This window comes from Cellulosimicrobium funkei, assembly GCF_004519295.1.
In the GTDB taxonomy this organism is placed as follows: Bacteria; Actinomycetota; Actinomycetes; order Actinomycetales; family Cellulomonadaceae; genus Cellulosimicrobium; species Cellulosimicrobium funkei.
The window spans coordinates 193,634-213,566 of sequence record NZ_SOZH01000010.1 but is presented as its reverse complement, the minus strand read 5'-3'; the positions used below and the strand labels follow the sequence as shown (position 1 = coordinate 213,566).

General features: G+C 75.6%; 24 protein-coding genes. 9 read left to right on the top strand and 15 right to left on the bottom strand.

Annotated elements, in window-relative coordinates; all coding sequences use genetic code 11:
* Window positions 1-20: 20 nt before the first annotated feature.
* From thpR to infC, 5 genes are all read right to left on the bottom strand, one after another.
* Complete coding sequence (gene thpR / locus E1O70_RS17070) at window positions 21-665, bottom strand: RNA 2',3'-cyclic phosphodiesterase (protein ID WP_167496901.1); 645 nt, start codon at window positions 663-665, stop codon at window positions 21-23.
* Window positions 662-1,540, bottom strand: a complete 879-nt coding sequence (locus E1O70_RS17065) for a TrmH family RNA methyltransferase (RefSeq protein ID WP_061267617.1) — start codon at window positions 1,538-1,540, stop codon at window positions 662-664. The genes thpR and E1O70_RS17065 overlap by 4 nt, the downstream gene beginning before the upstream one ends.
* Window positions 1,541-1,608: 68 nt before the next feature.
* Entirely contained in the window at window positions 1,609-1,995 is a 387-nt protein-coding gene (gene rplT, locus E1O70_RS17060; RefSeq protein WP_024840664.1) for a 50S ribosomal protein L20, read from the bottom strand.
* 67 nt (window positions 1,996-2,062) lie between these two features.
* Window positions 2,063-2,257, bottom strand: coding sequence for a 50S ribosomal protein L35 (gene rpmI, locus E1O70_RS17055; protein ID WP_034653792.1), 195 nt, complete (start codon window positions 2,255-2,257; stop codon window positions 2,063-2,065).
* A 108-nt stretch (window positions 2,258-2,365) separates the two neighbouring features.
* Window positions 2,366-3,334, bottom strand: coding sequence for a translation initiation factor IF-3 (infC, locus tag E1O70_RS17050; RefSeq protein ID WP_240696753.1), 969 nt, complete (start codon window positions 3,332-3,334; stop codon window positions 2,366-2,368).
* A 432-nt stretch (window positions 3,335-3,766) separates the two neighbouring features.
* Here infC and E1O70_RS17045 point away from each other — a divergent pair, with 432 nt between their 5' ends.
* The 6 genes from E1O70_RS17045 to E1O70_RS17020 all read left to right on the top strand — a co-directional run bounded on the left by E1O70_RS17045 (window position 3,767) and on the right by E1O70_RS17020 (window position 8,505).
* Entirely contained in the window at window positions 3,767-4,231 is a 465-nt protein-coding gene (locus tag E1O70_RS17045; protein ID WP_081600341.1) for a Fur family transcriptional regulator, read from the top strand.
* Window positions 4,232-4,344: 113 nt separating this feature from the next.
* Window positions 4,345-5,859: a catalase gene (locus tag E1O70_RS17040; protein WP_061267598.1), complete on the top strand. Its 1,515-nt coding sequence runs from the start codon at window positions 4,345-4,347 to the stop codon at window positions 5,857-5,859.
* Between the two features lie 154 nt (window positions 5,860-6,013).
* Complete coding sequence (locus E1O70_RS17035; protein WP_043659864.1) at window positions 6,014-6,376, top strand: DUF1844 domain-containing protein; 363 nt, start codon at window positions 6,014-6,016, stop codon at window positions 6,374-6,376.
* The gene (locus tag E1O70_RS17030; protein ID WP_240696749.1) at window positions 6,373-7,128 is read left to right on the top strand and encodes a hypothetical protein; all 756 of its coding nucleotides are present in this window, start codon (window positions 6,373-6,375) and stop codon (window positions 7,126-7,128) included. The genes E1O70_RS17035 and E1O70_RS17030 overlap by 4 nt, the downstream gene beginning before the upstream one ends.
* Complete coding sequence (locus E1O70_RS17025; protein ID WP_061267597.1) at window positions 7,125-7,886, top strand: S1 family peptidase; 762 nt, start codon at window positions 7,125-7,127, stop codon at window positions 7,884-7,886. The genes E1O70_RS17030 and E1O70_RS17025 overlap by 4 nt, the downstream gene beginning before the upstream one ends.
* 94 nt (window positions 7,887-7,980) lie before the next feature.
* On the top strand, window positions 7,981-8,505 hold the full coding sequence (locus E1O70_RS17020) for a hypothetical protein (protein WP_051028483.1): 525 nt from the start codon (window positions 7,981-7,983) through the stop codon (window positions 8,503-8,505).
* 72 nt (window positions 8,506-8,577) lie between these two features.
* Here E1O70_RS17020 and E1O70_RS17015 read toward each other — a convergent pair whose 3' ends face one another.
* The 6 genes from E1O70_RS17015 to E1O70_RS16990 form a co-directional block, all read right to left on the bottom strand.
* Entirely contained in the window at window positions 8,578-9,324 is a 747-nt protein-coding gene (locus E1O70_RS17015; RefSeq protein ID WP_061267596.1) for an SseB family protein, read from the bottom strand.
* Complete coding sequence (gene priA, locus E1O70_RS17010) at window positions 9,321-10,052, bottom strand: bifunctional 1-(5-phosphoribosyl)-5-((5-phosphoribosylamino)methylideneamino)imidazole-4-carboxamide isomerase/phosphoribosylanthranilate isomerase PriA (protein ID WP_034654096.1); 732 nt, start codon at window positions 10,050-10,052, stop codon at window positions 9,321-9,323. The genes E1O70_RS17015 and priA overlap by 4 nt, the downstream gene beginning before the upstream one ends.
* Before the next feature lie 82 nt (window positions 10,053-10,134).
* A complete protein-coding gene (gene hisH, locus E1O70_RS17005; RefSeq protein WP_051028482.1) occupies window positions 10,135-10,809 on the bottom strand; it encodes an imidazole glycerol phosphate synthase subunit HisH in 675 nt (224 codons plus the stop codon).
* On the bottom strand, window positions 10,806-11,318 hold the full coding sequence (locus tag E1O70_RS17000; protein ID WP_061267595.1) for a hypothetical protein: 513 nt from the start codon (window positions 11,316-11,318) through the stop codon (window positions 10,806-10,808). The genes hisH and E1O70_RS17000 overlap by 4 nt, the downstream gene beginning before the upstream one ends.
* Window positions 11,315-11,914, bottom strand: coding sequence for an imidazoleglycerol-phosphate dehydratase HisB (gene hisB, locus E1O70_RS16995; RefSeq protein WP_021482124.1), 600 nt, complete (start codon window positions 11,912-11,914; stop codon window positions 11,315-11,317). Before hisB ends, E1O70_RS17000 begins: the two co-directional genes overlap by 4 nt.
* Window positions 11,911-13,074, bottom strand: a complete 1,164-nt coding sequence (locus E1O70_RS16990) for a histidinol-phosphate transaminase (protein ID WP_061267594.1) — start codon at window positions 13,072-13,074, stop codon at window positions 11,911-11,913. Before E1O70_RS16990 ends, hisB begins: the two co-directional genes overlap by 4 nt.
* Before the next feature lie 315 nt (window positions 13,075-13,389).
* Between E1O70_RS16990 and adhP the strand changes: the two genes are divergently transcribed.
* Together adhP and E1O70_RS16980 are read left to right on the top strand one after the other, a co-directional pair.
* Window positions 13,390-14,412 carry an alcohol dehydrogenase AdhP gene (adhP, locus tag E1O70_RS16985; RefSeq protein ID WP_061267614.1) on the top strand — a complete coding sequence of 341 codons (1,023 nt, stop codon included), beginning with the start codon at window positions 13,390-13,392 and terminating at the stop codon, window positions 14,410-14,412.
* A 363-nt stretch (window positions 14,413-14,775) separates the two neighbouring features.
* Complete coding sequence (locus E1O70_RS16980) at window positions 14,776-17,043, top strand: RecQ family ATP-dependent DNA helicase (protein WP_061267612.1); 2,268 nt, start codon at window positions 14,776-14,778, stop codon at window positions 17,041-17,043.
* 28 nt (window positions 17,044-17,071) lie between these two features.
* On the opposite strand, the gene E1O70_RS16975 is transcribed toward E1O70_RS16980, so the two are convergent.
* Window positions 17,072-17,596: a GNAT family N-acetyltransferase gene (locus E1O70_RS16975; RefSeq protein ID WP_082774413.1), complete on the bottom strand. Its 525-nt coding sequence runs from the start codon at window positions 17,594-17,596 to the stop codon at window positions 17,072-17,074.
* The gene (gene hisD / locus E1O70_RS16970) at window positions 17,593-18,918 is read right to left on the bottom strand and encodes a histidinol dehydrogenase (RefSeq protein WP_061267593.1); all 1,326 of its coding nucleotides are present in this window, start codon (window positions 18,916-18,918) and stop codon (window positions 17,593-17,595) included. Before hisD ends, E1O70_RS16975 begins: the two co-directional genes overlap by 4 nt.
* 133 nt (window positions 18,919-19,051) lie before the next feature.
* On the opposite strand from hisD, the gene E1O70_RS16965 reads away from it, so the two are divergent.
* On the top strand, window positions 19,052-19,288 hold the full coding sequence (locus tag E1O70_RS16965) for an RNA-binding S4 domain-containing protein (protein WP_034652908.1): 237 nt from the start codon (window positions 19,052-19,054) through the stop codon (window positions 19,286-19,288).
* 28 nt (window positions 19,289-19,316) lie between these two features.
* On the opposite strand, the gene E1O70_RS16960 is transcribed toward E1O70_RS16965, so the two are convergent.
* On the bottom strand, window positions 19,317-19,721 hold the full coding sequence (locus tag E1O70_RS16960) for a pyridoxamine 5'-phosphate oxidase family protein (protein ID WP_061267592.1): 405 nt from the start codon (window positions 19,719-19,721) through the stop codon (window positions 19,317-19,319).
* Between the two features lie 58 nt (window positions 19,722-19,779).
* On the bottom strand, window positions 19,780-19,911 hold the full coding sequence (gene rpmF, locus E1O70_RS20725) for a 50S ribosomal protein L32 (RefSeq protein ID WP_082774420.1): 132 nt from the start codon (window positions 19,909-19,911) through the stop codon (window positions 19,780-19,782).
* Between the last annotated feature and the right edge of the window lie 22 nt (window positions 19,912-19,933).

Genomic DNA, 19,933 nt, shown 5'->3' with positions numbered 1-19,933 from the left:
CGGCCGGAGGGTGGTCCCGCTCAGCGCGCGGCGGGCCCGAGCGGCAGGGTCCGCAGCGTCCGGTGCACCGGGTGCCCCGAGGCGTCGCCGAGGTCGGACTCGACGAGGTGCAGCGCGTCGGTCGTCCACCCCGGGCCGGCGTACACGGCGAGGGCCGCGGCGGGCGCGGCGAGCGGGTCGCCCGCGGTGCGGTCGGGACGGGTCGCGCCGCGACCGCGCGCCCGGCGGTTCGCCTGGCGCGCCCCGGCCGCGGCCCGCGCGACGGTGAGGTGCGCGCGCTGCCGGGGACGGCGGTCCACCCGCACGCCCGCGTCGCCCGCCGCCTCGGCGACCGCGGCGCTCAGCGCCCGCAGGGCGTCGGCACCGTCCCCGCCGACGCCCACCCACAGGACGCGGCGGTCGAACACGCCCGCGCCCCGGAGCCGGAGGTCGAGCGGCACGGCCTCGTGCGCGACCGGCTCGAGCGCCGCCGCGAGGTCGGGGACGGCCCCCTCGGGCACGTCGCCGAAGAACGACACCGTGAGGTGCCACAGCTCGGGGGACGTCCAGCGGACGAGCGGTGCGCCGTCGGGCCGGCGCGCCTCCTGGGCGTGCGCGTCCGCGAGGGCGAGCGCGAGGTGGTCGAGCGCCGCGGCGCTCGGGTAGAGCGCGGCGAACAGTCTCACGCGCCGCCCTCCGGGTCGGCGCCCGGGCCTCGGTCGGGCCGGTGCGCGCGGCTGGAGGCGTAGAGGCAGACCGTCGCCGCCGTCGCGAGGTTCAGGGACTCGGCCCGGCCGCGGATCGGCACGCGCACGACGGCGTCGGCCAGCGCGCGGTCCTCCGGTGGCAGCCCCCACGCCTCGTTCCCGAAGACCCATGCGGTCGGCGCGGCGAGGTCGACCGGGCGCTCCGTACCGGCGCCCGCGGCGCCGGCCACGTCGAGCAGGTCGTCGAGGTCGAGGTCCCCCGCGCCGTCGGCGGCGAGGACCGCGAGCCCCGCGCCGCGCAGCGCGGCGACGGCCTCGGCCAGGCTCACGCCCGTGACGACCGGGAGGTGGAAGAGCGACCCGGCCGTCGAGCGCACGACCTTCGGGTTGTGCACGTCGACGCTCTCGCCGGCGAGCACGACGGCGTCGGCCCCGGCGGCGTCCGCCGCGCGGACCACGGTCCCCGCGTTGCCCGGGTCCCGGACCGTCGCGAGCACCGCGACGAGCGCCGGGCGGTCGCGCCGCGCGAGCGTCGCGACGACGTCCTCCAGCCGCGGCGCGTCCGCACGCACGACGGCGAGCACGCCCTGCGCGTCGGCGCTCATCGCCGCCAGCACCTCGGGCGTCGCGCCGTGCACGTGCAGCCCGGCCGCGCGCGCGTCGGCGACGATCTCCGGGTGCCGGTCCGCCGCAGCGGGCGTGACGTAGACGTCACGGACCCGGTCAGAGGCGCGCCGGACGGCCTCGCGGACGCCCTGCGGGCCCTCCACGAGGAGCTGTCCGTGCCGTGAACGCGCCGGACGCCCGGCCAGCGCACGGACCGCCTTGACCCGGTCGCTGCGAGGGTTCGTCAGCGTGGGGTCGAGCGGGCCGGGCGCCGGACGGGCGTCCGTGGCCGACGGGCGGCCGGGCGAGGCGCTGGTCAGGCTGCGGCCTTGGGCGCGTTGACGTCCTCGGGGAGCGCGTCCTTCGCGACCTGGACGAGCGCGTTGAACGCGGCCACGTCGTTGACCGCGAGCTCGGCGAGCAGGCGACGGTCGACCTCGACACCCGCGGCCTTGAGGCCCTGGATGAGGCGGTTGTACGTCAGGCCCTGGGCGCGCGACGCAGCGTTGATGCGCTGGATCCACAGCTTGCGGAAGTCGCCCTTGCGCGCCTTGCGGTCACGGTAGGAGTAGACGAGGGAGTGGGTGACCTGCTCCTTCGCCTTGCGGTAGAGGCGCGAGCGCTGGCCGCGGTAGCCGCTGGCGCGCTCGAGGGTCGTACGGCGCTTCTTCTGGGCGTTGACCGCCCGCTTCACGCGTGCCACGTGATGCTCCTTGCAGTTCGGGGCTCAGGGGTGAGCCGGTCGGTGGCGGGTCCCGCCACCTGCCGGGTCACTTGCCGAGCAGCTTCTTGATGGACTTGACGTCGGCGGGCGAGACCACCTGGTCGGCAGCGAGGCGGCGCTTGCGCTTGGTCGCCTTGTGCTCGAGGTAGTGACGGGCGTTGGTCTGCTCGCGCATGACCTTCCCGGAACCCGTGATGCGGAAGCGCTTCTTGGCACCCGAGTGCGTCTTGTTCTTCGGCATGACTGCCGTCTCTCCTTGTGTCCGGTCAGCCACCTCGCGGTGGCCGACGTGTTCGGGTCCGGGCCGGTGGGCCCGGACCCCGAGCAGGGTCCGTCCGTGGTGCCGGTGTCAGCCGGCCTTGCCGCGCGGCGTCGGCTTGGGTGCCGGCTTGGGCGCGGGGCGCGGGGCGCCCGGCTTCGGCGCGGCGGGCCGGGGTGCTGCGGGCTTCGCGCCGTCCGACGACGCGGGCGAGGCCGCGGGCGTCGGGCGCGGCGCCGCCGGCTTCGAGTCCGCCGCCGGTCGAGCCGCGGGACGCGGGGCAGGAGCCGACCGCGGAGCCGGAGCCGACCGCGGAGCCGGAGCCGACCGCGGAGCCGGAGCGGAGCGCGGAGCCGGAGCGGCCTGCGCCGGGGCCTCGGCCGGGGCGGGCTCCTCGACCGGGGCGGCGGCCTCGACCGCGGCCGTGGTCTCCGTCGCCTCGACCGCGCCGGTGGCCTCGACGGTCTGCGTCTCGACCGTCTCGGGCTCGTCGGTCACGTCCGCGTCGTCGCCGGAGCGCGCAGCGGCGCGCTGGGCGGACTTGGTGAGACGCGGCTCGGCCTCCTGCGCGCGCTTGCGCTGCTCGCTCTTGGCGTCGGCCTTCTTCTTCACCGGACCGAGCACCATGGTCATGTTGCGCCCGTCCTGCTTCGGCATGGACTCCACGAAGCCGAGCTCCGCGACGTCGTCCGCGAGGCGCTGGAGCAGGCGGACACCCATCTCGGGGCGCGACTGCTCACGGCCGCGGAACATGATCATGACCTTGACCTTGTCGCCCGCCGCGAGGAAGCGCTCGACGTGGCCCTTCTTGGTGCCGTAGTCGTGCGGGTCGATCTTCAGGCGGAAACGGATCTCCTTGAGGACCGTGTTCGCCTGGTTGCGCCGCGCCTCACGCGCCTTCATGTCGGACTCGTACTTGAACTTGCCGAAGTCCATGAGCTTGGCGACGGGGGGCCGGGCGTCCGGGGCGACCTCGACGAGGTCGAGGTCCGCGTCCTGGGCAAGGCTCAGGGCAACCTCGGTGCGGACGACGCCGACCTGCTCCCCGCCGGGACCGATGAGTCGGACCTCGGGGACGCGGATCCGATCGTTGATGCGAGGCTCGCTGATGTGATGCTCCTAGGAAGTCGTCGGTAGACCGCCCGGACACGAAGAAGGCCTCCGTCCCTGGCGCAGGGCGGAGGCCATCAGGTCGGGACGTCACGCGAACGCGACGACCACGGCGGAACGGTCCCCGAGGGGCTCGCTCCGGACCAGGACCCGGCCTCTGTCGCGACGTGAGTCGGCGGTCGAAGCCCGGGTGGGATGTCATCCACTTGCGCACCCGCACGTCTTCCCCACCACCCAGAACCGGGCGGTGCGGACACGAACGGGTCGGTCAGCTGTCAAGGATAGCAGAGCGGCCGTGCGGGTCGAGCCGACCGTCCCCGTGGACATCTGATCCGATCCATCAATGGAACTCTTCCAGAATAGGGGGGTAGAGTGGGCGCCATGACCACAGGAGCGACGTCGACCGCGGGCACCGGCCTCGAGGACGGGCCCCGCCGCGCACGCCACGAGAGCGAGCTCCGCGACCACGGCCTGCGCGTCACCGCCGCACGCCTCGCCGTGCTCGACGCCGTCGAGGTGCAGCAGCACGCGGACGCCGACGACGTGCTGCGCGCCGCGCGCACGGCGCTCGGCTCCGTCTCCGTCCAGGCGGTCTACGACGTCCTGCACACGCTCACCGACAAGGGGCTCGTGCGCCGCATCGAGCCGGCCGGGCACCCGGCCCGCTACGAGCGCCGGCTCGGCGACAACCACCACCACGTGGTGTGCCGGGGCTGCGGCGCCGTCGCCGACGTGGACTGCACCGTGGGCCACGCCCCGTGCCTCACCCCCAGCAGCACCGCGGGGTTCCGGATCGACACCGCCGAGGTGACGTTCTGGGGACTCTGCCCGGACTGCGCCGACTGACCCCGCACCACCCGCTCCGGGGCCTCGTGCACCCGGAGCGCGTCCGTTTCCTCACGGATGCACTGTTTGAGAACGCCAGACGAGCCGTACCCGCGGCTCACGGAAGGAGACCCATGACCGCCCCCTTCACCACCACGAACGCCGGCGCCCCCGTCGCCTCGGACGCCCACTCGCAGTCCGTCGGCGCCGACGGCCCGATCGTCCTGCACGACCACTACCTCGTCGAGAAGCTCGCCCAGTTCAACCGCGAGCGCGTCCCGGAGCGCGTCGTGCACGCCAAGGGCGGCGGTGCGTTCGGCACGTTCACCGTGACCCAGGACGTCAGCGCCTACACGCGCGCGGCGCTGTTCCAGCCCGGCACGACGACCGAGATGCTCGCGCGCTTCTCCTCCGTCGCCGGCGAGCAGGGCTCGCCCGACACCTGGCGCGACCCCCGCGGCTTCGCGCTGAAGTTCTACACGACCGAGGGCAACTACGACCTCGTCGGCAACAACACGCCTGTGTTCTTCCTGCGCGACGGCATCAAGTTCCCCGACTTCATCCGGTCGCAGAAGCGTCTGCCGGGCTCGAACCTGCGCGACAACGACATGCAGTGGGACTTCTGGTCGCTCTCCCCCGAGTCGGCGCACCAGGTGACCTGGCTCATGGGTGACCGCGGCCTCCCGTCGAGCTGGCGCCACATGGACGGGTTCGGCTCGCACACCTACCAGTGGATCAACGCGGCGGGCGAGCGGTTCTGGGTCAAGTACCACTTCAAGACGCAGCAGGGCATCAAGAACCTCACCGCGGACGAGGCCTCGCAGCTCGCCGGGTCGGACTCGGACCACCACATCCGCGACCTGTACGAGCACATCGAGGGGGGCGACTTCCCGCGCTGGACGCTCTCGGTCCAGGTCATGCCGTACGAGGACGCCAAGACCTACCGGTTCAACCCGTTCGACCTCACGAAGGTGTGGCCGCACGCCGACTACCCGCTGATCGAGGTGGGCGTCATGGAGCTGAACCGCAACCCGGAGAACTACTTCGCGCAGATCGAGCAGGCGACGTTCGCGCCGAGCAACTTCGTGCCGGGCATCGCGACGAGCCCGGACAAGATGCTCCTCGCGCGCATCTTCTCCTACGCCGACGCCCACCGGTACCGCGTGGGCACGAACCACGCCCAGCTCCCGGTGAACGCGCCGCACGCCGCGGCCGAGGCCGGTCACTCGTACGCGAAGGACGGGTCGATGCGCTACTCGTTCTCGTCGGCGACCACGCCGGTGTACGCGCCGAACAGCCGCGGCGGCGCGCACGCCGACCCGGCCCGCGCGGCGGAGTCCGCCGGCTGGGAGGCCGACGGCGAGCTGACGCGCAGCGCCGCGACGCTGCACCCGGAGGACGACGACTTCGGCCAGGCGGGCACGCTCTACCGCGAGGTCTTCGACGACGCCGCCCGCGCGCGCTTCCTCGAGACGATCACGGGCCACGTCGGCGCCGTGCGCAGCGAGGACATCCGCGAGCGCGCCGTGCAGTACTGGACGTACGTCGACGCGAACCTGGGTCGCGAGCTGCGTGCGGCCCTCGCCGCCGCGGACGCCCCGCTCGAGGGCGGCCAGCCCGGGACGGCCGCGGAGCCGGTCCGCGTCTGACCCGTCGTGGCCGCCCTGCGGGGCGGTCGCACCCCGTCGGCCGTCGCCCCTCGCCGGGGGCGGCGGCCGACGTCGTCCCCGGCCCGGGGCGCGTCGGCCGTCCTTCCCGCGCACCGGGCCACCGCTCCCGCCGTCGGATGGAAAGATGGTCGCCATGAGTACCGAGAACGCCGCCGTGCCCGACCCCACCACCGACGCGGTGCGCGACATCGCCGACGTGGCCGCCGTGGAGGTCATCACGTCCGCGGCCGTCCACCTCATGAGCGCCGCCGCCGTCAAGTGCGGCCTCGCGGAGGACGCGCAGGAGCAGGGCCACCTCGACCTGGACGAGGCGCGCAAGCTCATCAACGCGCTCGCCGCGCTCGTGACGGCGAGCGCCCCCGACATCGGCAACCAGCACGCCCGCTCGCTCCGCGACGGGCTGCGCTCGCTCCAGCTGGCCTTCCGCGAGGCGTCGGTCTACCCGGACGCCCCGGGCGAGGGGCCGGGCGAGAAGTACACGGGCGCCGTGAGTTGAGCACGCCCCCGGTCCCGCCCCCGCACGGCGGTCCCGCGGGCCCGCCGCAGCCGCCCGAGAGCGTGCCGCGGGGCACCCCGGCCGACGCGGTCCCGGCGGCCCGACCGGGCGCCGTCGGGCCGCCGTCGTTCGCACCGGCGGCCGGCCCCGGGGGTGCCGCACCCGGGGCGGCGTCCGCCACGGCGACCGCGCCGGGCGACGGCGCGCCGGCGAGCGACGACGCCGCGGCGACCCGGCCGCGACGGCGTCGCGGGGCCGTGGTCGCGGTCGTCGTGCTCGCGCTGGCCCTCGCCGCGGCGCTGGGCGTCGGCGCGTACCTGTGGCTCACCACGACGCGCTGGCAGGAGACGAGCGCCGGGTGGGAGGCGCAGGCGCGCGGGCTCGGGCAGGACGTCGCGCAGCTGCGCACCGAGCTCGACGGCGCGAACGCGGAGCTCGAGTCCGCGCGCACCCAGCTCACCGCCGCCCAGGACCGCATCAGCGACCTCGCCAACGAGAAGGCCCAGCTGGGCGACGAGAACGAGGCGTCCCAGCAGTACCTGGACTACCAGAGCCGGGTCTCGGACGCCGCGGGCAAGGTCGCGGCCGCGCTCGGGCAGTGCACGACGGCGCAGACGCAGCTCATCGGGTACCTCAACGACCGGGACGCCTACGACCCCGCCGACATCGACCGGTTCGCGGACCAGGTCGGCGTGCTCTGCCAGGAGGCCACCGACGCGAACGCCCAGCTCCAGCAGGAGCTCGCCGGATGACGCGCCGCCCGTCCCGGCGCGCGGCGGTGCGCGTCGTCGGCGCGCTGCTCGGGCTGTCGCTCGCGGGCGGCTCGCTCGGCGCGTGCGGCGTCCTGCCGGAGCTCCCCGAGCCGGTGCCGGGCTCGGTCGTGCCGTCGCTCGTGGCGCCCGACGACCCGGCCGGCTCGGAGAACCTCTCCCCCGACGGGTTCGACGCCGTCCAGCGCATGGCCGTGCGCATCCGCAACGTCCGGTGCGACGGCCTGTCCACCGGCTCGGGGTTCGCCGTCGACTCCCGGACCCTCATCACCAACAAGCACGTGGTCGACTCGTCGCGCTCGCTCCAGCTCCTCACCTACGACGGGCGTGACATCGCCGCCCAGACGGCGAGCGTGGCCGGTCTGGCGGACCTCGCGATCGTCCGGACCGCGGAGGACCTCCCGTCCGCCCCGACCCTCGCCGCCGCCGACCCGGCGCCCGGCGACGCGGTGACGGTCGTCGGGTACCCCGAGGGCGGGCGGCTCACCGTGACGCAGGGGTCGGTCATCGGCACGACGACGGACCCGCTGCACGAGAACCTCGGCGAGGTGCTCGTCACCGACGCCCCCGTCGAGCCCGGCAGCTCCGGGTCCGCCGCGCTCAACGAGGCGGGCGAGGTGATCGGCGTGGTCTACGCGAAGACGTCGACGGAGAAGTCGCTCCTCGTGCCCGTGAGCACCCTCCAGACGATGCTCGGCGACGAGTCCGCGTTCACGGCCCTCCCGGAGTGCGACGCCTGACCCGTCCGGGCGCCCGTGCACCGACGGCCTCGACGACGAGGCGGTGCGCGCGGTTCCCGCGCGCACCGGGGGGCCCAGGTCTACCCTTCGTGCCATGAGCACACACGCGAGCTCGGACACGCCTCCCGTCGACCCGGCGCACATCACCCACGCGGCGCGCGACACGCTCACCGTGCGTCGCGTCTTCGGGGAGTCGTACGAGCGGGACGGCACGCTCGTCATCCCCGTCGCGACGGTCTGGGGCGGCACGGGATCCGGCTGGGGGTCCGGCGCCGGCGAGCTCTCCGGCAAGGGCGCGGCGGACTGGCGCCGTCGCGTCGGTGCGGCGGCCCGCGGGGCGGACGCCGGTCCCGACGACGGCACCGCGGACGGCGGCTCGACGTCCGACCCGGGCTCCGGCAACGCCGGGGGCGAGGCGGGCGGCGAGGGCTCGGGCGGTGGCGGCGGGTTCGGGGTGCGCGTCGTCGCGAAGGGCGTCTACGTCGTCGACGACGCGGGCGTGCGCTGGCAGCCCGCCCTCGACCTCAACCGCGTGATCCTCGGCGGGCAGGCCCTGGGCGCGGTCGTGGCGTTCTCGGCCGCGCTCGCGTGGGGCCTCAGCCGCCTGCGCCGGCGCTGAGCCCGGACCGCGCTGCCCGCCGACCCGTACGGCCGACGCGTCCGCGCGGGCCGGACCGGGCGGACGACCGCCTCAGTCGGCCCGGCCGACGCGGAGCTCGAGCCCGTCGACGCGCTCGGACACCACGGCGTCCGTGGCGAGCGCGGCGTTGACCTGCCCGAGCACGGCGTCGAGACCGGCGCGGTCGAGACCGGCGTCGATGCGCAGGACCACCGCGACCTCGGCCCGGCGGCCCGGCTCGGCCCAGACGCGCGCGACGTGCGGCACGCCCGCGAGCGACCCATGCACGGCGGCGAGCACCTCCGGCACGACGACCCCGTCGACGACCGCGGGCGACCAGTCCTTGCCCTGCGCGAGCGCCCACACGGCCGGGCGTGGCACGAGCGCGGTGACCGGTCCCGCCGGGTCGAGCACGAGGAGCGACCAGTCCTCGCTCACGGCGGACAGCGCCGCGCGGCGCGCGTCCACCGGCACCGGCCGCGCGCTCGCGCGCCAGGCCGCCATCGCCGCGACGGACGTGAACACGGGCAGCGCGCGGCGCCCGTCCGGCGCCTCGATGGCGACGACCCCCGCCGACGCCTCCTTGTCGACCGTGTGCCCGTGCTCGCCCTCGCCCGCGCTCTCGAGCTCGGCGAGGATCGGCACGAGCACGCGCGTCTCGCCGAGTCGCGCGACGACGTCGGACAGCGAGGCCGAGCCCGCGGCGTACGCGTCGAGGAGCCCCGCGAGCGCCGGGTCCGCCGACCCGTCGTCGCCCGCGAAGCCGGACGACGGCGGGAGCGCCTTGCCCGGGCCCGCGGGCTCGTGGTCGGTCGTCACGGCCGGCCCGCGACGTCGAGCGCCTGCGGGAGCGTGAACGCGCCCGCGTAGAGGGCCTTGCCCACGATCGCGCCCTCGACGCCGGCCGGCACGAGCGAGCGCAGCGCCTCGAGGTCCTCGAGGCTGGAGATGCCGCCGGACGCGACGACGGGCGCGTCGGTGCGCGCCGCGACGTCGCGCAGCAGGTCGAGGTTCGGGCCGCGCAGCGTCCCGTCCTTGGTCACGTCCGTGACGACGTACCGCGCGCACCCGGCGGCCTCCAGGCGGTCGAGGACCTCCCACAGGTCTCCGCCCTCCTGCGTCCACCCGCGCGCGGCGAGCGTGGTGCCGCGCACGTCGAGCCCGACGGCGATCGCGTCGCCGTGCTCCGCGATGACCTTCGCCGTCCACTCGGGGTTCTCGAGCGCCGCGGTGCCGAGGTTGACGCGGCGCGCGCCGGTGGCGAGCGCGCGCTCGAGCGACGCGTCGTCGCGGATGCCCCCGGACAGCTCGACCTGCACGTCGAGGCGCGCGACGACGTCGGCGAGCAGCTCCGCGTTGGAGCCGCGGCCGAACGCGGCGTCGAGGTCCACGAGGTGGATCCACTCCGCGCCGCCGGACTGCCAGTCGAGCGCGGCGGCGAGCGGGTCGCCGTACGAGGTCTCGGAGCCCGCCTCGCCCTGGACGAGGCGGACGGCCTGGCCGTCGGCGACGTCGACGGCGGGGAGCAGCACGAGGCGGTCGGTCACGAGGGTCTCCATCGGTGTAGGCGGTGGCGCGTCGCTCGCGCCGGGTGGTGCGCGCCGGGCGTGTGCCTCGGCGCGCGGACGGTCAGAGCGAGCGGACCCAGTTCTCGAGCAGGGTCGCGCCGGCGTCGCCCGACTTCTCGGGGTGGAACTGCGTCGCGGACAGCGGGCCGTTCTCGACGGCCGCGACGAAGCGGCCACCGTGCTCGGACCACGTGACGAGCGGTCGGCGGACGGGCGAGTCCGCCGGGAGGTCCTGGCCGGTCGTGAACGACCGGGCCGCGTAGGAGTGCACGAAGTAGAAGCGCTCGTGCTCGACCCCGCGGAACAGCACGCTGCCCTCGGGCACGTCGACGGTGTCCCAACCCATGTGCGGCACGACGTCGGCCTCGAGACGGTCGACGAGGCCCGCCCACTCCCCGAGCCCGTCGGTGAGCGTCCCGTGCTCGTCGCCCTGCTCGAACATGACCTGCATGCCCACGCAGATCCCGAGGACGGGCCGCCCGCCGGCGAGCCGCCGGCCGACGATCTCGTCGCCCCGCACGCCGCGCAGACCGGTCATGACCGCGGCGAACGCGCCGACGCCCGGGACGACGAGCCCGTCCGCGTCCTGCGCGCGCGCCCGGTCCGCCGTCAGCTCGACGTCCGCGCCGACGCGCTCGAGCGCGCGCACGGCCGAGCGGACGTTGCCGAACCCGTAGTCGAGCACGACGACGGACGGGCGGCGGGCGGCGGGCGTCGCCGCGGTGGGCTCGGTCATGCGCCGTCCTTCCGTGCGCGCCGCGCCGCCGACGTGAGCAGGCGCATCGCCTTCCAGCGCGAGATCGACGAGCTCGCCACGACGCCGTCCTGGTCCGCGAGCGTCGTCGTGCCGGTGAGCAGGTCCTCGAGCGACTCGGGCGCACCGCCGAGCACGAGGCCCGGCGCGAGGGTGTCACCCTGCACGCCGTCCGCCCAGCGCGTCATCGTGAGCTGCTCGCCGCTGCGCTCGACGAGCACGAGCGGCACGCCCTTGACGAGGGTCGTCAGAGCGGCGGCCGCGTGCGCGGGCGCGTCGCCCGCGGGGTCGCGCAGCACCGCCACGGCACCGACGTCGGTCGGGACGACGTCCGCCTCGACCTGCGCGAGCGAGCACGCCGCCGCGAGCGGCTCCGCGCCCGCGATCTGCGTGATGAGCGCCACGAGGTCGGGGACCGCCGAGGCCGTCAGCGACGAGAGGTCGTCGGGGATCTCGACGCCGTCCAGGCCGTCGTCGTCGTGCGTGCTCACAGGGCTCCCTTCGTGGACGGGACGCCCTCGACGCGCGGGTCCGGCGCGACGGCGGCGCGCAGCGCCCGGGCGAGCGCCTTGAACTGCGCCTCGACGATGTGGTGCGGGTCGCGGCCCGCGAGGACGCGCACGTGGATGCAGATGCCCGCGTGGTGCGCGATCGACTCGAGCACGTGCCGCGTGAGCGACCCCGTGAAGTGCCCGCCGATGAGGTGGTACTCCTGACCCTCCGGCTCGCCCGAGTGCACGAGGTACGGCCGCCCGGACACGTCGACGACGGCGAGCGCGAGGGCCTCGTCCAGCGGGACCGTCGCGTCGCCGAAGCGCCCGATGCCCACCTTGTCGCCGAGCGCGACGCGCAGCGCCTCGCCGATCGTGATCGCGACGTCCTCCACCGTGTGGTGCGCGTCGATGTGGGTGTCCCCCGTCGCGACGACCTTGAGGTCGATGAGCGAGTGCTTGCCCAGCGCCGTGAGCATGTGGTCGTAGAACGGGACGGTCGTCGAGATCTCGGTCCGTCCGGTCCCGTCGAGGTCGAGCTCGACGAGCACGCTCGACTCGGACGTCGCGCGCTCGATGCGCGCGGTGCGCTTCACAGTCCTGCCACCTCCACGAGGGCCTGACGGAAGGCCCTCATCTCGTCGCCGGTGCCGATCGACACCCGCAGCCAGCCGTCGGGACCAGTCTCCCGGATGAGCACGCCCCGCTCCAACAACGCCGCCCAGACCGCGTGCCGGTCCGCGAACGTGCCGAACAGGACGAAGTTGGCGTCGGACTCCGCGACCTCGACCGGACGACCGTCCGGGTGCCGCAGCGAGCGCAGCCACGCGACGGTCTCGTCGCGGCGCTCGCGCAGCGCGGAGACCTGCGCGAGCAGCTCGCCCGAGTGCGCGAGGGCCGCGCGCGCGACCGCCTGCGTCACCGCCGACAGGTGGTACGGCAGGCGCACGACGCGCAGCGCGTCGACGAGCTCGCGCGACGCCGCGAGGTACCCGACGCGAGCGCCCGCGAGCGCGAACGCCTTGGACATCGTGCGCGTCACCGCGAGGTTCGGGTAGCGCTCGAGCAGCTCGAGCGCCGACGGCGTCCCCGCGCGCCGGAACTCGCCGTACGCCTCGTCGACGACGACGACGGCGGGCGCCTCCTGCCCCCCGGGGAGCGGGACGCGCACCGCGAGCGCCGCCTCGCACACCGCCTCGACGGTCGCGGCGGGCAGCGCCGTCCCGGTCGGGTTGTTCGGGCTCGCGAGCAGGACGACGGACGGCTGCTCGCGCGCGATCACCTCGCGGGCGTGCTCCGGATCGAGCGTGAAGTCCTCCGCGCGGCGCCCGACGACCCAGGCCGTGTGCGTGTCGCGCGCGTACTCCGGGTACATCGAGTACGTCGGCGCGAAGGAGACGGCCGTGCGCCCCGGGCCGCCGAAGGCCTGCAGCACGTGGAGCATGATCTCGTTCGAGCCGTTCGCGGCCCAGAGCTGCTCCGCCCCCAGCGCGACGCCCGCCTCCGTCCCGAGGTAGGCGGCGAGGTCGGAGCGCAGGCCGAGGAAGTCGCGGTCGGGGTAGCGGTTCAACCCGGTGGCGGCGTCGTGCACCGCGCGCGTGATGGTCGCGACGACGGCCTCGCTCGGCGCGTGCGGGTTCTCGTTGACGTTGAGCAGGACCGGGACGTCGAGCTGCGGCGCGCCGTACGGCTCGACGCCGGCGAGCTCGGGGCGCAGCGGGAGCAGGGGTCGTCCCGCGACGGAGGGTGGGGTCACTCCCCCAGTCTACGAAGCGTGGACGCGCGGCCGCCCGTGACGTCCGGCACGCGGGCACCCGGGACGACGGGCACGCGGCGGTCCCCCAGGACGGTCGGCGAGCGGTCGGCGAGCGGTCGGCGCGCGGTCGGCCGGGACGGTCGGCCTCGCCGACAAGAGGCGGAGGTCCCGACCTGGGCGGACGTCGGTCGCCGGTCCGGCCGTCCGGGGCGCCGGAGCGGCGTCGCGCGCGTAGCGTCGAGAGCGAAGGGAGGACCGTCGGCAGGGTCCTCCTGGCCCTCTCCCCGAGAAGACGAGGTGATCCCCGTGCCCGCCATGCGTGCCGCCGTCGTCCGCTCGTTCACCGACCCGCTGGTCGTCGAGGAGCTCGACGTCCCGTCGCCCGGGCCCCACGAGGCCCTGGTCAAGGTCGACTACACCGGCGTGTGCCACACGGACCTGCACGCCGCGCACGGCGACTGGCCGGTCAAGCCCGCTCCCCCGTTCGTGCCGGGCCACGAGGGCGTCGGCACGGTCGTCGCGGTCGGCGACCAGGTCACGCGCGTGCGCGTGGGTGACACGGTCGGCAACGCCTGGCTGTGGAGCGCGTGCGGCGAGTGCGAGTACTGCGAGACGGGCTGGGAGACGCTGTGCCCGCAGCAGAAGAACGGCGGCTACTCGGTCGACGGCTCGTTCGGCCAGTACATGCTCGTCGACTCGCGGTACTGCCCGGTGATCCCCGACGGGGTCGACCTCTCCGCCGTCGGGCCGATCCTGTGCGCCGGCGTCACCGTCTACAAGGGGCTCAAGGTCACGGACACCCAGCCCGGCGAGTGGGTGCTGGTCTCGGGGATCGGCGGCCTCGGGCACATCGCGGTGCAGTACGCGGTCGCGATGGGCCGCCGCGTCGCCGCGGTGGACGTCGACGACGAGAAGCTCGCGCTCGCGCGCAAGCACGGCGCGGAGGTGACGGTGAACGCGGCGACGTCGCCCGACGCGGCGGCCGAGATCCGCGAGAAGACGGGCGGTGGCGTCCACGGCGCGCTCGTCACCGCCGTCAACGCGCACGCGTTCCCGCAGGCCGTGGGGGCGCTGCGCCGCGGTGGCACGGTCTCCCTCGTCGGCCTCCCGCCGGAGAAGTTCCCGCTCGACATCTTCACGACCGTCCTCTTCGGCCTGACCGTGCGCGGGTCGATCGTCGGGACGCGCAAGGACATGGCCGAGGCGCTCGACTTCTTCGCGCGCGGCAAGATCAAGCCGACCTACACCGTGCGTCCGCTCGACGACATCAACGCGATCTTCGCCGAGATGGAGGAGGGGCGGATCGACGGGCGCGTCGTCATGGACATGCGCTCCTGACGTCGGGCCGCTGCCCCGTCGTCCCCGGCCCGTGACCCCCGACCGGGTCGCGGGCCGGGGCTGTGCACGACGGCCCGAGGGTCGGCGGGTGCGCCTACGATCGTGCGGGTGAGCCCCACCGACCCGTACGCCGACCTGCCCTTCGACCCGGCCGACGAGCCGCCGCTCGACGAGCCCGCCGACTCGTTCGGCGACCCGTGGGCGGGGACGGCGCCGCAGGCACCGGCGGCCACGGCTCCCGCCGCGCGCACGGCCGGCGGCGAGGTCCCGGGCACGGGCGCTCGGGGCGACGACCCCGCGCCCGACCCCACGCCCGTTCCGGCGGCCGACGGCGGCGAGGCCGCCAAGCGCGCCAAGCTCGCCATGCTGCGCGGCCTCCTCGACGGGCAGTCGCTGCGCGAGGACGCCGAGACCGCGCTGCGCGCCCTCGTGGGGCGCGACGACGCGACGCTGCGCGAGGACCAGTGGCGCGCGATCGAGGCGCTCGTGGCGTTCCGCCGTCGTGCGCTCGTCGTGCAGCGCACCGGGTGGGGCAAGTCGGCCGTGTACTTCGTCGCGACCCGGCTGCTGCGGGACCGCGGCGCCGGCCCGACGGTGATCGTCTCCCCGCTCCTCGCGCTCATGCGCGACCAGATCTCCGCTGCCGCGCGCGCCGGGATCAAGGCGGTGACGATCAACTCCGCGAACGTCACCGAGTGGGACGACGTCCACCGCGCGATCGCGGACGGCGAGGTCGACGTCCTCCTGTGCTCGCCGGAGCGGCTGAACAACCCCGGCTTCCGCGACGAGGTCCTCCCCCGGCTCGCGGCCGACGCGGGCCTCGTCGTCATCGACGAGGCGCACTGCATCTCGGACTGGGGCCACGACTTCCGGCCGGACTACCGGCGCATCCGCACCCTGCTCGCCGACCTGCCGCCCGGCATCCCGGTGCTCGCGACGACCGCGACGGCGAACGAGCGCGTGACCGCCGACGTCGCGGAGCAGCTCGGCGTCACGGCGGCGCACGCCGGGGGCGGGGCCGTCGGCGACGCCGCGGGCGGAGCGGCCCACGAGGACGTCCTGGTCCTGCGCGGCGGCCTGGACCGCGAGTCGCTGCACCTCGCCGTGCTGCGCCTGCCCGACCAGCCGACGCGCGTCGCGTGGCTCGTCGAGGCGCTCCAGGACGTCGACGGCTCGGGGATCGTGTACTGCCTCACCGTCTCCGCCGCCGAGCAGGTCGCGAGCCAGCTCCGCGCCGCCGGTCTCGCCGTGGCGTCGTACACGGGCCAGACGGACCCCGCCGAGCGCGAGCGGCTCGAGGAGGACCTCAAGGAGAACCGCGTCAAGGCGCTGGTGGCGACCTCCGCGCTCGGGATGGGCTTCGACAAGCCGGACCTGGCCTTCGTCGTCCACCTCGGGGCGCCGAGCTCGCCCATCGCGTACTACCAGCAGGTAGGGCGCGCGGGCCGTGGCGTGGACTCTGCCGTCGTGGTGCTCCTGCCGGGCGAGGAGGACCGCCGCATCTGGGAGTGGTTCGCGTCCACCGCGTTCCCGCCGCAGGACCAGGTGCGCGCGACCCTCGACGCCCTCGACGCGGGCGGCACGCAGTCCGTCGCGCAGCTCGAGACGCAGGTCGACCTCAAGCGGTCACGCCTCGAGGGCATGCTCAAGGTGCTCGACGTCGACGGCGCGGTCCGGCGCGTCAAGGGCGGCTGGGAGGCCACGGGCGAGCCCTGGACGTACGACGCCGAGCGCTATGCGCGCGTCGACGCCACGCGCTCGGCCGAGCAGCAGGCGATGCTCGACTACGAGGCCACCGACGGGTGCCGCATGGCGTTCCTGCGCGCCGCGCTCGACGACCCGGAGCTCGAGGACGGGTGGCGGTGCGGCCGCTGCGACACGTGCGGCGGCGTGACGCTGCCCGCGCTCCCCGACGCGGAGGCCGTCGCTGCCGCGCGCGCCGACATGGACCGCCCCGGCGTCGAGGTCGTGGCCCGTCGGCAGTGGCCGAGCGGCATGGACCGCCTGGGGCTCGACCTGCGCGGGCGCCTGGGTGCGGACGAGCTCGCGGAGACCGGGCGCGCGGTCGCGCGCCTCGACGGGCTCGGCTGGTCCGCGCCGCTGCGCGAGCTCTTCGCGGCCACGACGCCCGACGGCGACACCCCCGTCGCGCTCCGGCGCGCCGCCGCGCGCGTCCTCGACGACTGGGCGGAGCTCTACGAGTCCGCCCCGCAGCCGGATCCGGAGACCGGGGCCGACGACGACTCTCCTGACGGCACGGCCCCGGCCGAGCGGCGGCTCCTCGTGGACGGCGTCGTCGCGGTCCGCTCCGCGACGCGTCCGCGGCTCACCTTCCACCTGGCGAACGGGCTCGCGAGCTACCTCGGCAAGCCGCTCATCGGCGCGGTCGGGCCGGTCCCGGGCCGCGAGGAGCCGGGCCGGCACGACGTGAACTCCGCGACGCGCCTCGCGGGCGTCGCGGGCCGCCTCCAGCTCGAGCTGTCGGACGCCGCGCGGGCGGGGCTCGCCGGGCGCCGCGTGCTGCTCGTCGACGACTACACCGAGTCGGGCTGGACCCTCACGGTCGCGGCACGCCTGCTGCGCCGCGCCGGGGCGGCGGCGGTGCACCCGTTCGTGCTCGGGGTGCGCTGACGCGGGCTCGGCCCGGCGACCGGGCGCGTCACCAGCGCAGGCGCAGCTCGGTGTACGTCGTGTCCACGAAGCCGAGCGACCGGTAGAGCGGCTCGCCCTCCGGCGTCGCGTGGAGGGACACCGAGTCCGCGCCCGCCGTGCGGGCCCAGTCCAGCGCCGCTCCGACGCACGCGCGACCGAACCCCCGGCCGCGGTCTCCTGGGTGCGTGCAGACGTTCGACAGGTGCGCCGTCGTGCCGCGCGGGTTGCGCGCCGACGGCGCGGACCGGTGCAGCTCGACGAGCGCGCACGCCGCGAGGCGTCCCGGCGCGTCGACCACGAACGCGACGACGTCGGTCGTCGCGAGACCCGCGGCGAACCACGCGCGTGCCCGGCCCTGCCACGTCGGGTCCTCCGCGCCGGGCTCGCCCATCGCGCGCATGAGGTGCACGCGCAACGACACGAGGTCGGCCGCGTCGCGCGGGACGGCACGCCGCACCCGCACGACGGCGTCCCGAGCGGAGACCCCGTGCGGGCCGCCGTCGTGCGACGCGCCGGACCGACCGGCGGTCACAGGAACCGCGCCCGCACCGCCTCGCCGTGCGCCGGGAGGTCCTCGTCGTTCGCCACGGCGACGATCCGGTCCGCGAGGTCCTCGAGGGCGTCGCGGTCGTACTCGACCACCTGGACGGCCTTGACGTAGCTGTGCACGCCGAGCCCGCTGGAGAAGTGCGCGCAGCCGCCCGTCGGCAGCACGTGGTTCGAGCCGGCCATGTAGTCGCCGAGCGAGACCGGCGACCAGGGCCCGACGAAGATCGCCCCCGCGCTCGTGACGCGCTCGGCGAGCCCGGCCGCCCCCGCGGCCTGGATCTCCAGGTGCTCCGCGCCGTAGGCGTCCACCACCTGCAGCCCGTGCTCGAGGTCGTCGACGAGCACGATCGCGGACTGCGGGCCCGCGAGCGACTGCGCGACGCGCTGCGCGTGCTTCGTCGCGGTCACGAGGTCCGCGAGGCGCGCCTCCACCGCGGCGGCGAGCTCGACCGACGGGGTGACGAGCACCGCGGCGGCCAGCGGGTCGTGCTCCGCCTGGCTGATGAGGTCGGCCGCGACGTGCCCCGGGTCCGCCGAGGCGTCGGCGAGGACCGCGATCTCGGTGGGGCCCGCCTCCGCGTCGATGCCCACGACGCCTCGCACGAGCCGCTTGGCCGCCGCGACGAAGACGTTGCCGGGGCCCGTCACCACGTCGACCGGCTCGCACAGCACGTCGCCGTCCTGCGGCTCGCTGCCGGCCGCACCGTACGCGAACATCGCGACAGCCTGCGCCCCGCCGACGGCGTACACCTCGTCGACGCCGAGCAGCGCGCACGCCGCGAGGATCGTCGGGTGCGGCAGGCCGCCCCCCTCACGCTGCGGCGGTGATGCGACGGCGAGGCTCGGCACGCCCGCCTCCTGCGCCGCGACGACGTTCATCACGACGGACGACGGGTAGACGGCCAGACCACCGGGCGCGTAGAGCCCGACGCGGCGCACGGGCACCCACCGCTGGCGGACCTGGGCGCCCGGCGCGACCTGGACCGTGAAGTCCTGCGGGCGCTGCGCCGCGTGCACGAGCCGGACCCGTCGGATCGACTCCTCGAGCCCTGCCCGGACCTGCGGGTCGAGCGCCGCGAGTGCCGCGGCGATCTCGTCGGCCGGGACCCGCAGGTGCTCCGGCCGCACGCCGTCGAAGCGCTCGCCGTACTCGCGCAGGGCCTCGGCCCCGCGCGTCCGCACCGCCTCGAGGATCGGCGCGACCCGATGCGCCGCGTCCTCCACGCCGACCTCTGCGCGCGGCAGGGCCTCGGCGAGCTCGCGTGCGGACAGGGAACGCCCTCGGAGATCGATGCGGGAGATCATGCGACGAGTCTAGGAGCCCGGGAGGCCCGCGACGAGCGCGTTTCGCCCACCGGTCGTCTTGGTGGCCCGCGCCGGGCGCGTTCTCGTCGGGAGTCGTGTCGTCGCGGCACGCGGCGCCGGGGAGAATGGCGTCATGAACGCCTCCGACGACGCCCGCCCGGTCGAGATCTCCGACGACGTCATCCGCCTCGGCCAGTTCCTCAAGCTCGCCGGGCTCGCCGAGTCCGGCGCGGAGGCGCGCGAGCTCGTCACCGAGGGCGAGGTCCGCGTGAACGGCGAGGTGGACACGCGCCGGGGACGCCAGCTGCACCGGGGCGACGTCGTCACGGTGGACCGGCCGCAGGGCGGGGAGAGCGCGACCGTCGCCTGAGCCGCGAGTACGACCCGCCGGGTAGGGGTCAGGCCATGTACGTCGAGGCCATCACCTTGTCCGGCGCGAGGCGCAGCACCACGCGCTCCGGCTTGGGCGTCAGCGGGCGGTAGCGGCGGGCGTAGCGCGCGACGGCGTCCGCCACCTCCTCCGCGTCCTCGACGACCTCGATCGTCCCCTCGAGCGTGAGCCACCGTCCGCCGTCGACCTGGCACACCGCGGCGCGCGGGTGCGCCCCGTCCGGCCCGGTCCGGCGGGCGTTGCGCGCCTTCACCGACCCGCGGTTCGTCGTGATCCGCACGACGCCCGCGTCCGGGTCCCAGGTGAACGCCACCGGGACGACGTGCGGGCTCCCGTCCTCGCGCAGGGTCGTGAGCGTGGCCAGGTGCCGCTCGGTGACGAAGACGCGCTGCTCGGGGTTGAGTCGGATCACGCTCGCGAGTCTAGGCGCGGCCTGCCCGGCACCGGCCGGAGCCGTCTCGTGCCGGTCGTCACACGACGCCGCCGACGAGCCGCAGCGGGTGCGCCGTCCTGCGTGCGCCGCAGCGCGGGCAGGACGGCACCGCCCGGGCGGTGGCACCGTCTGCGCGGCGGGACCGTCTGCGCGGCGGGACCGTGCGCAGTGCCGGACCGACGGCGTCGGCG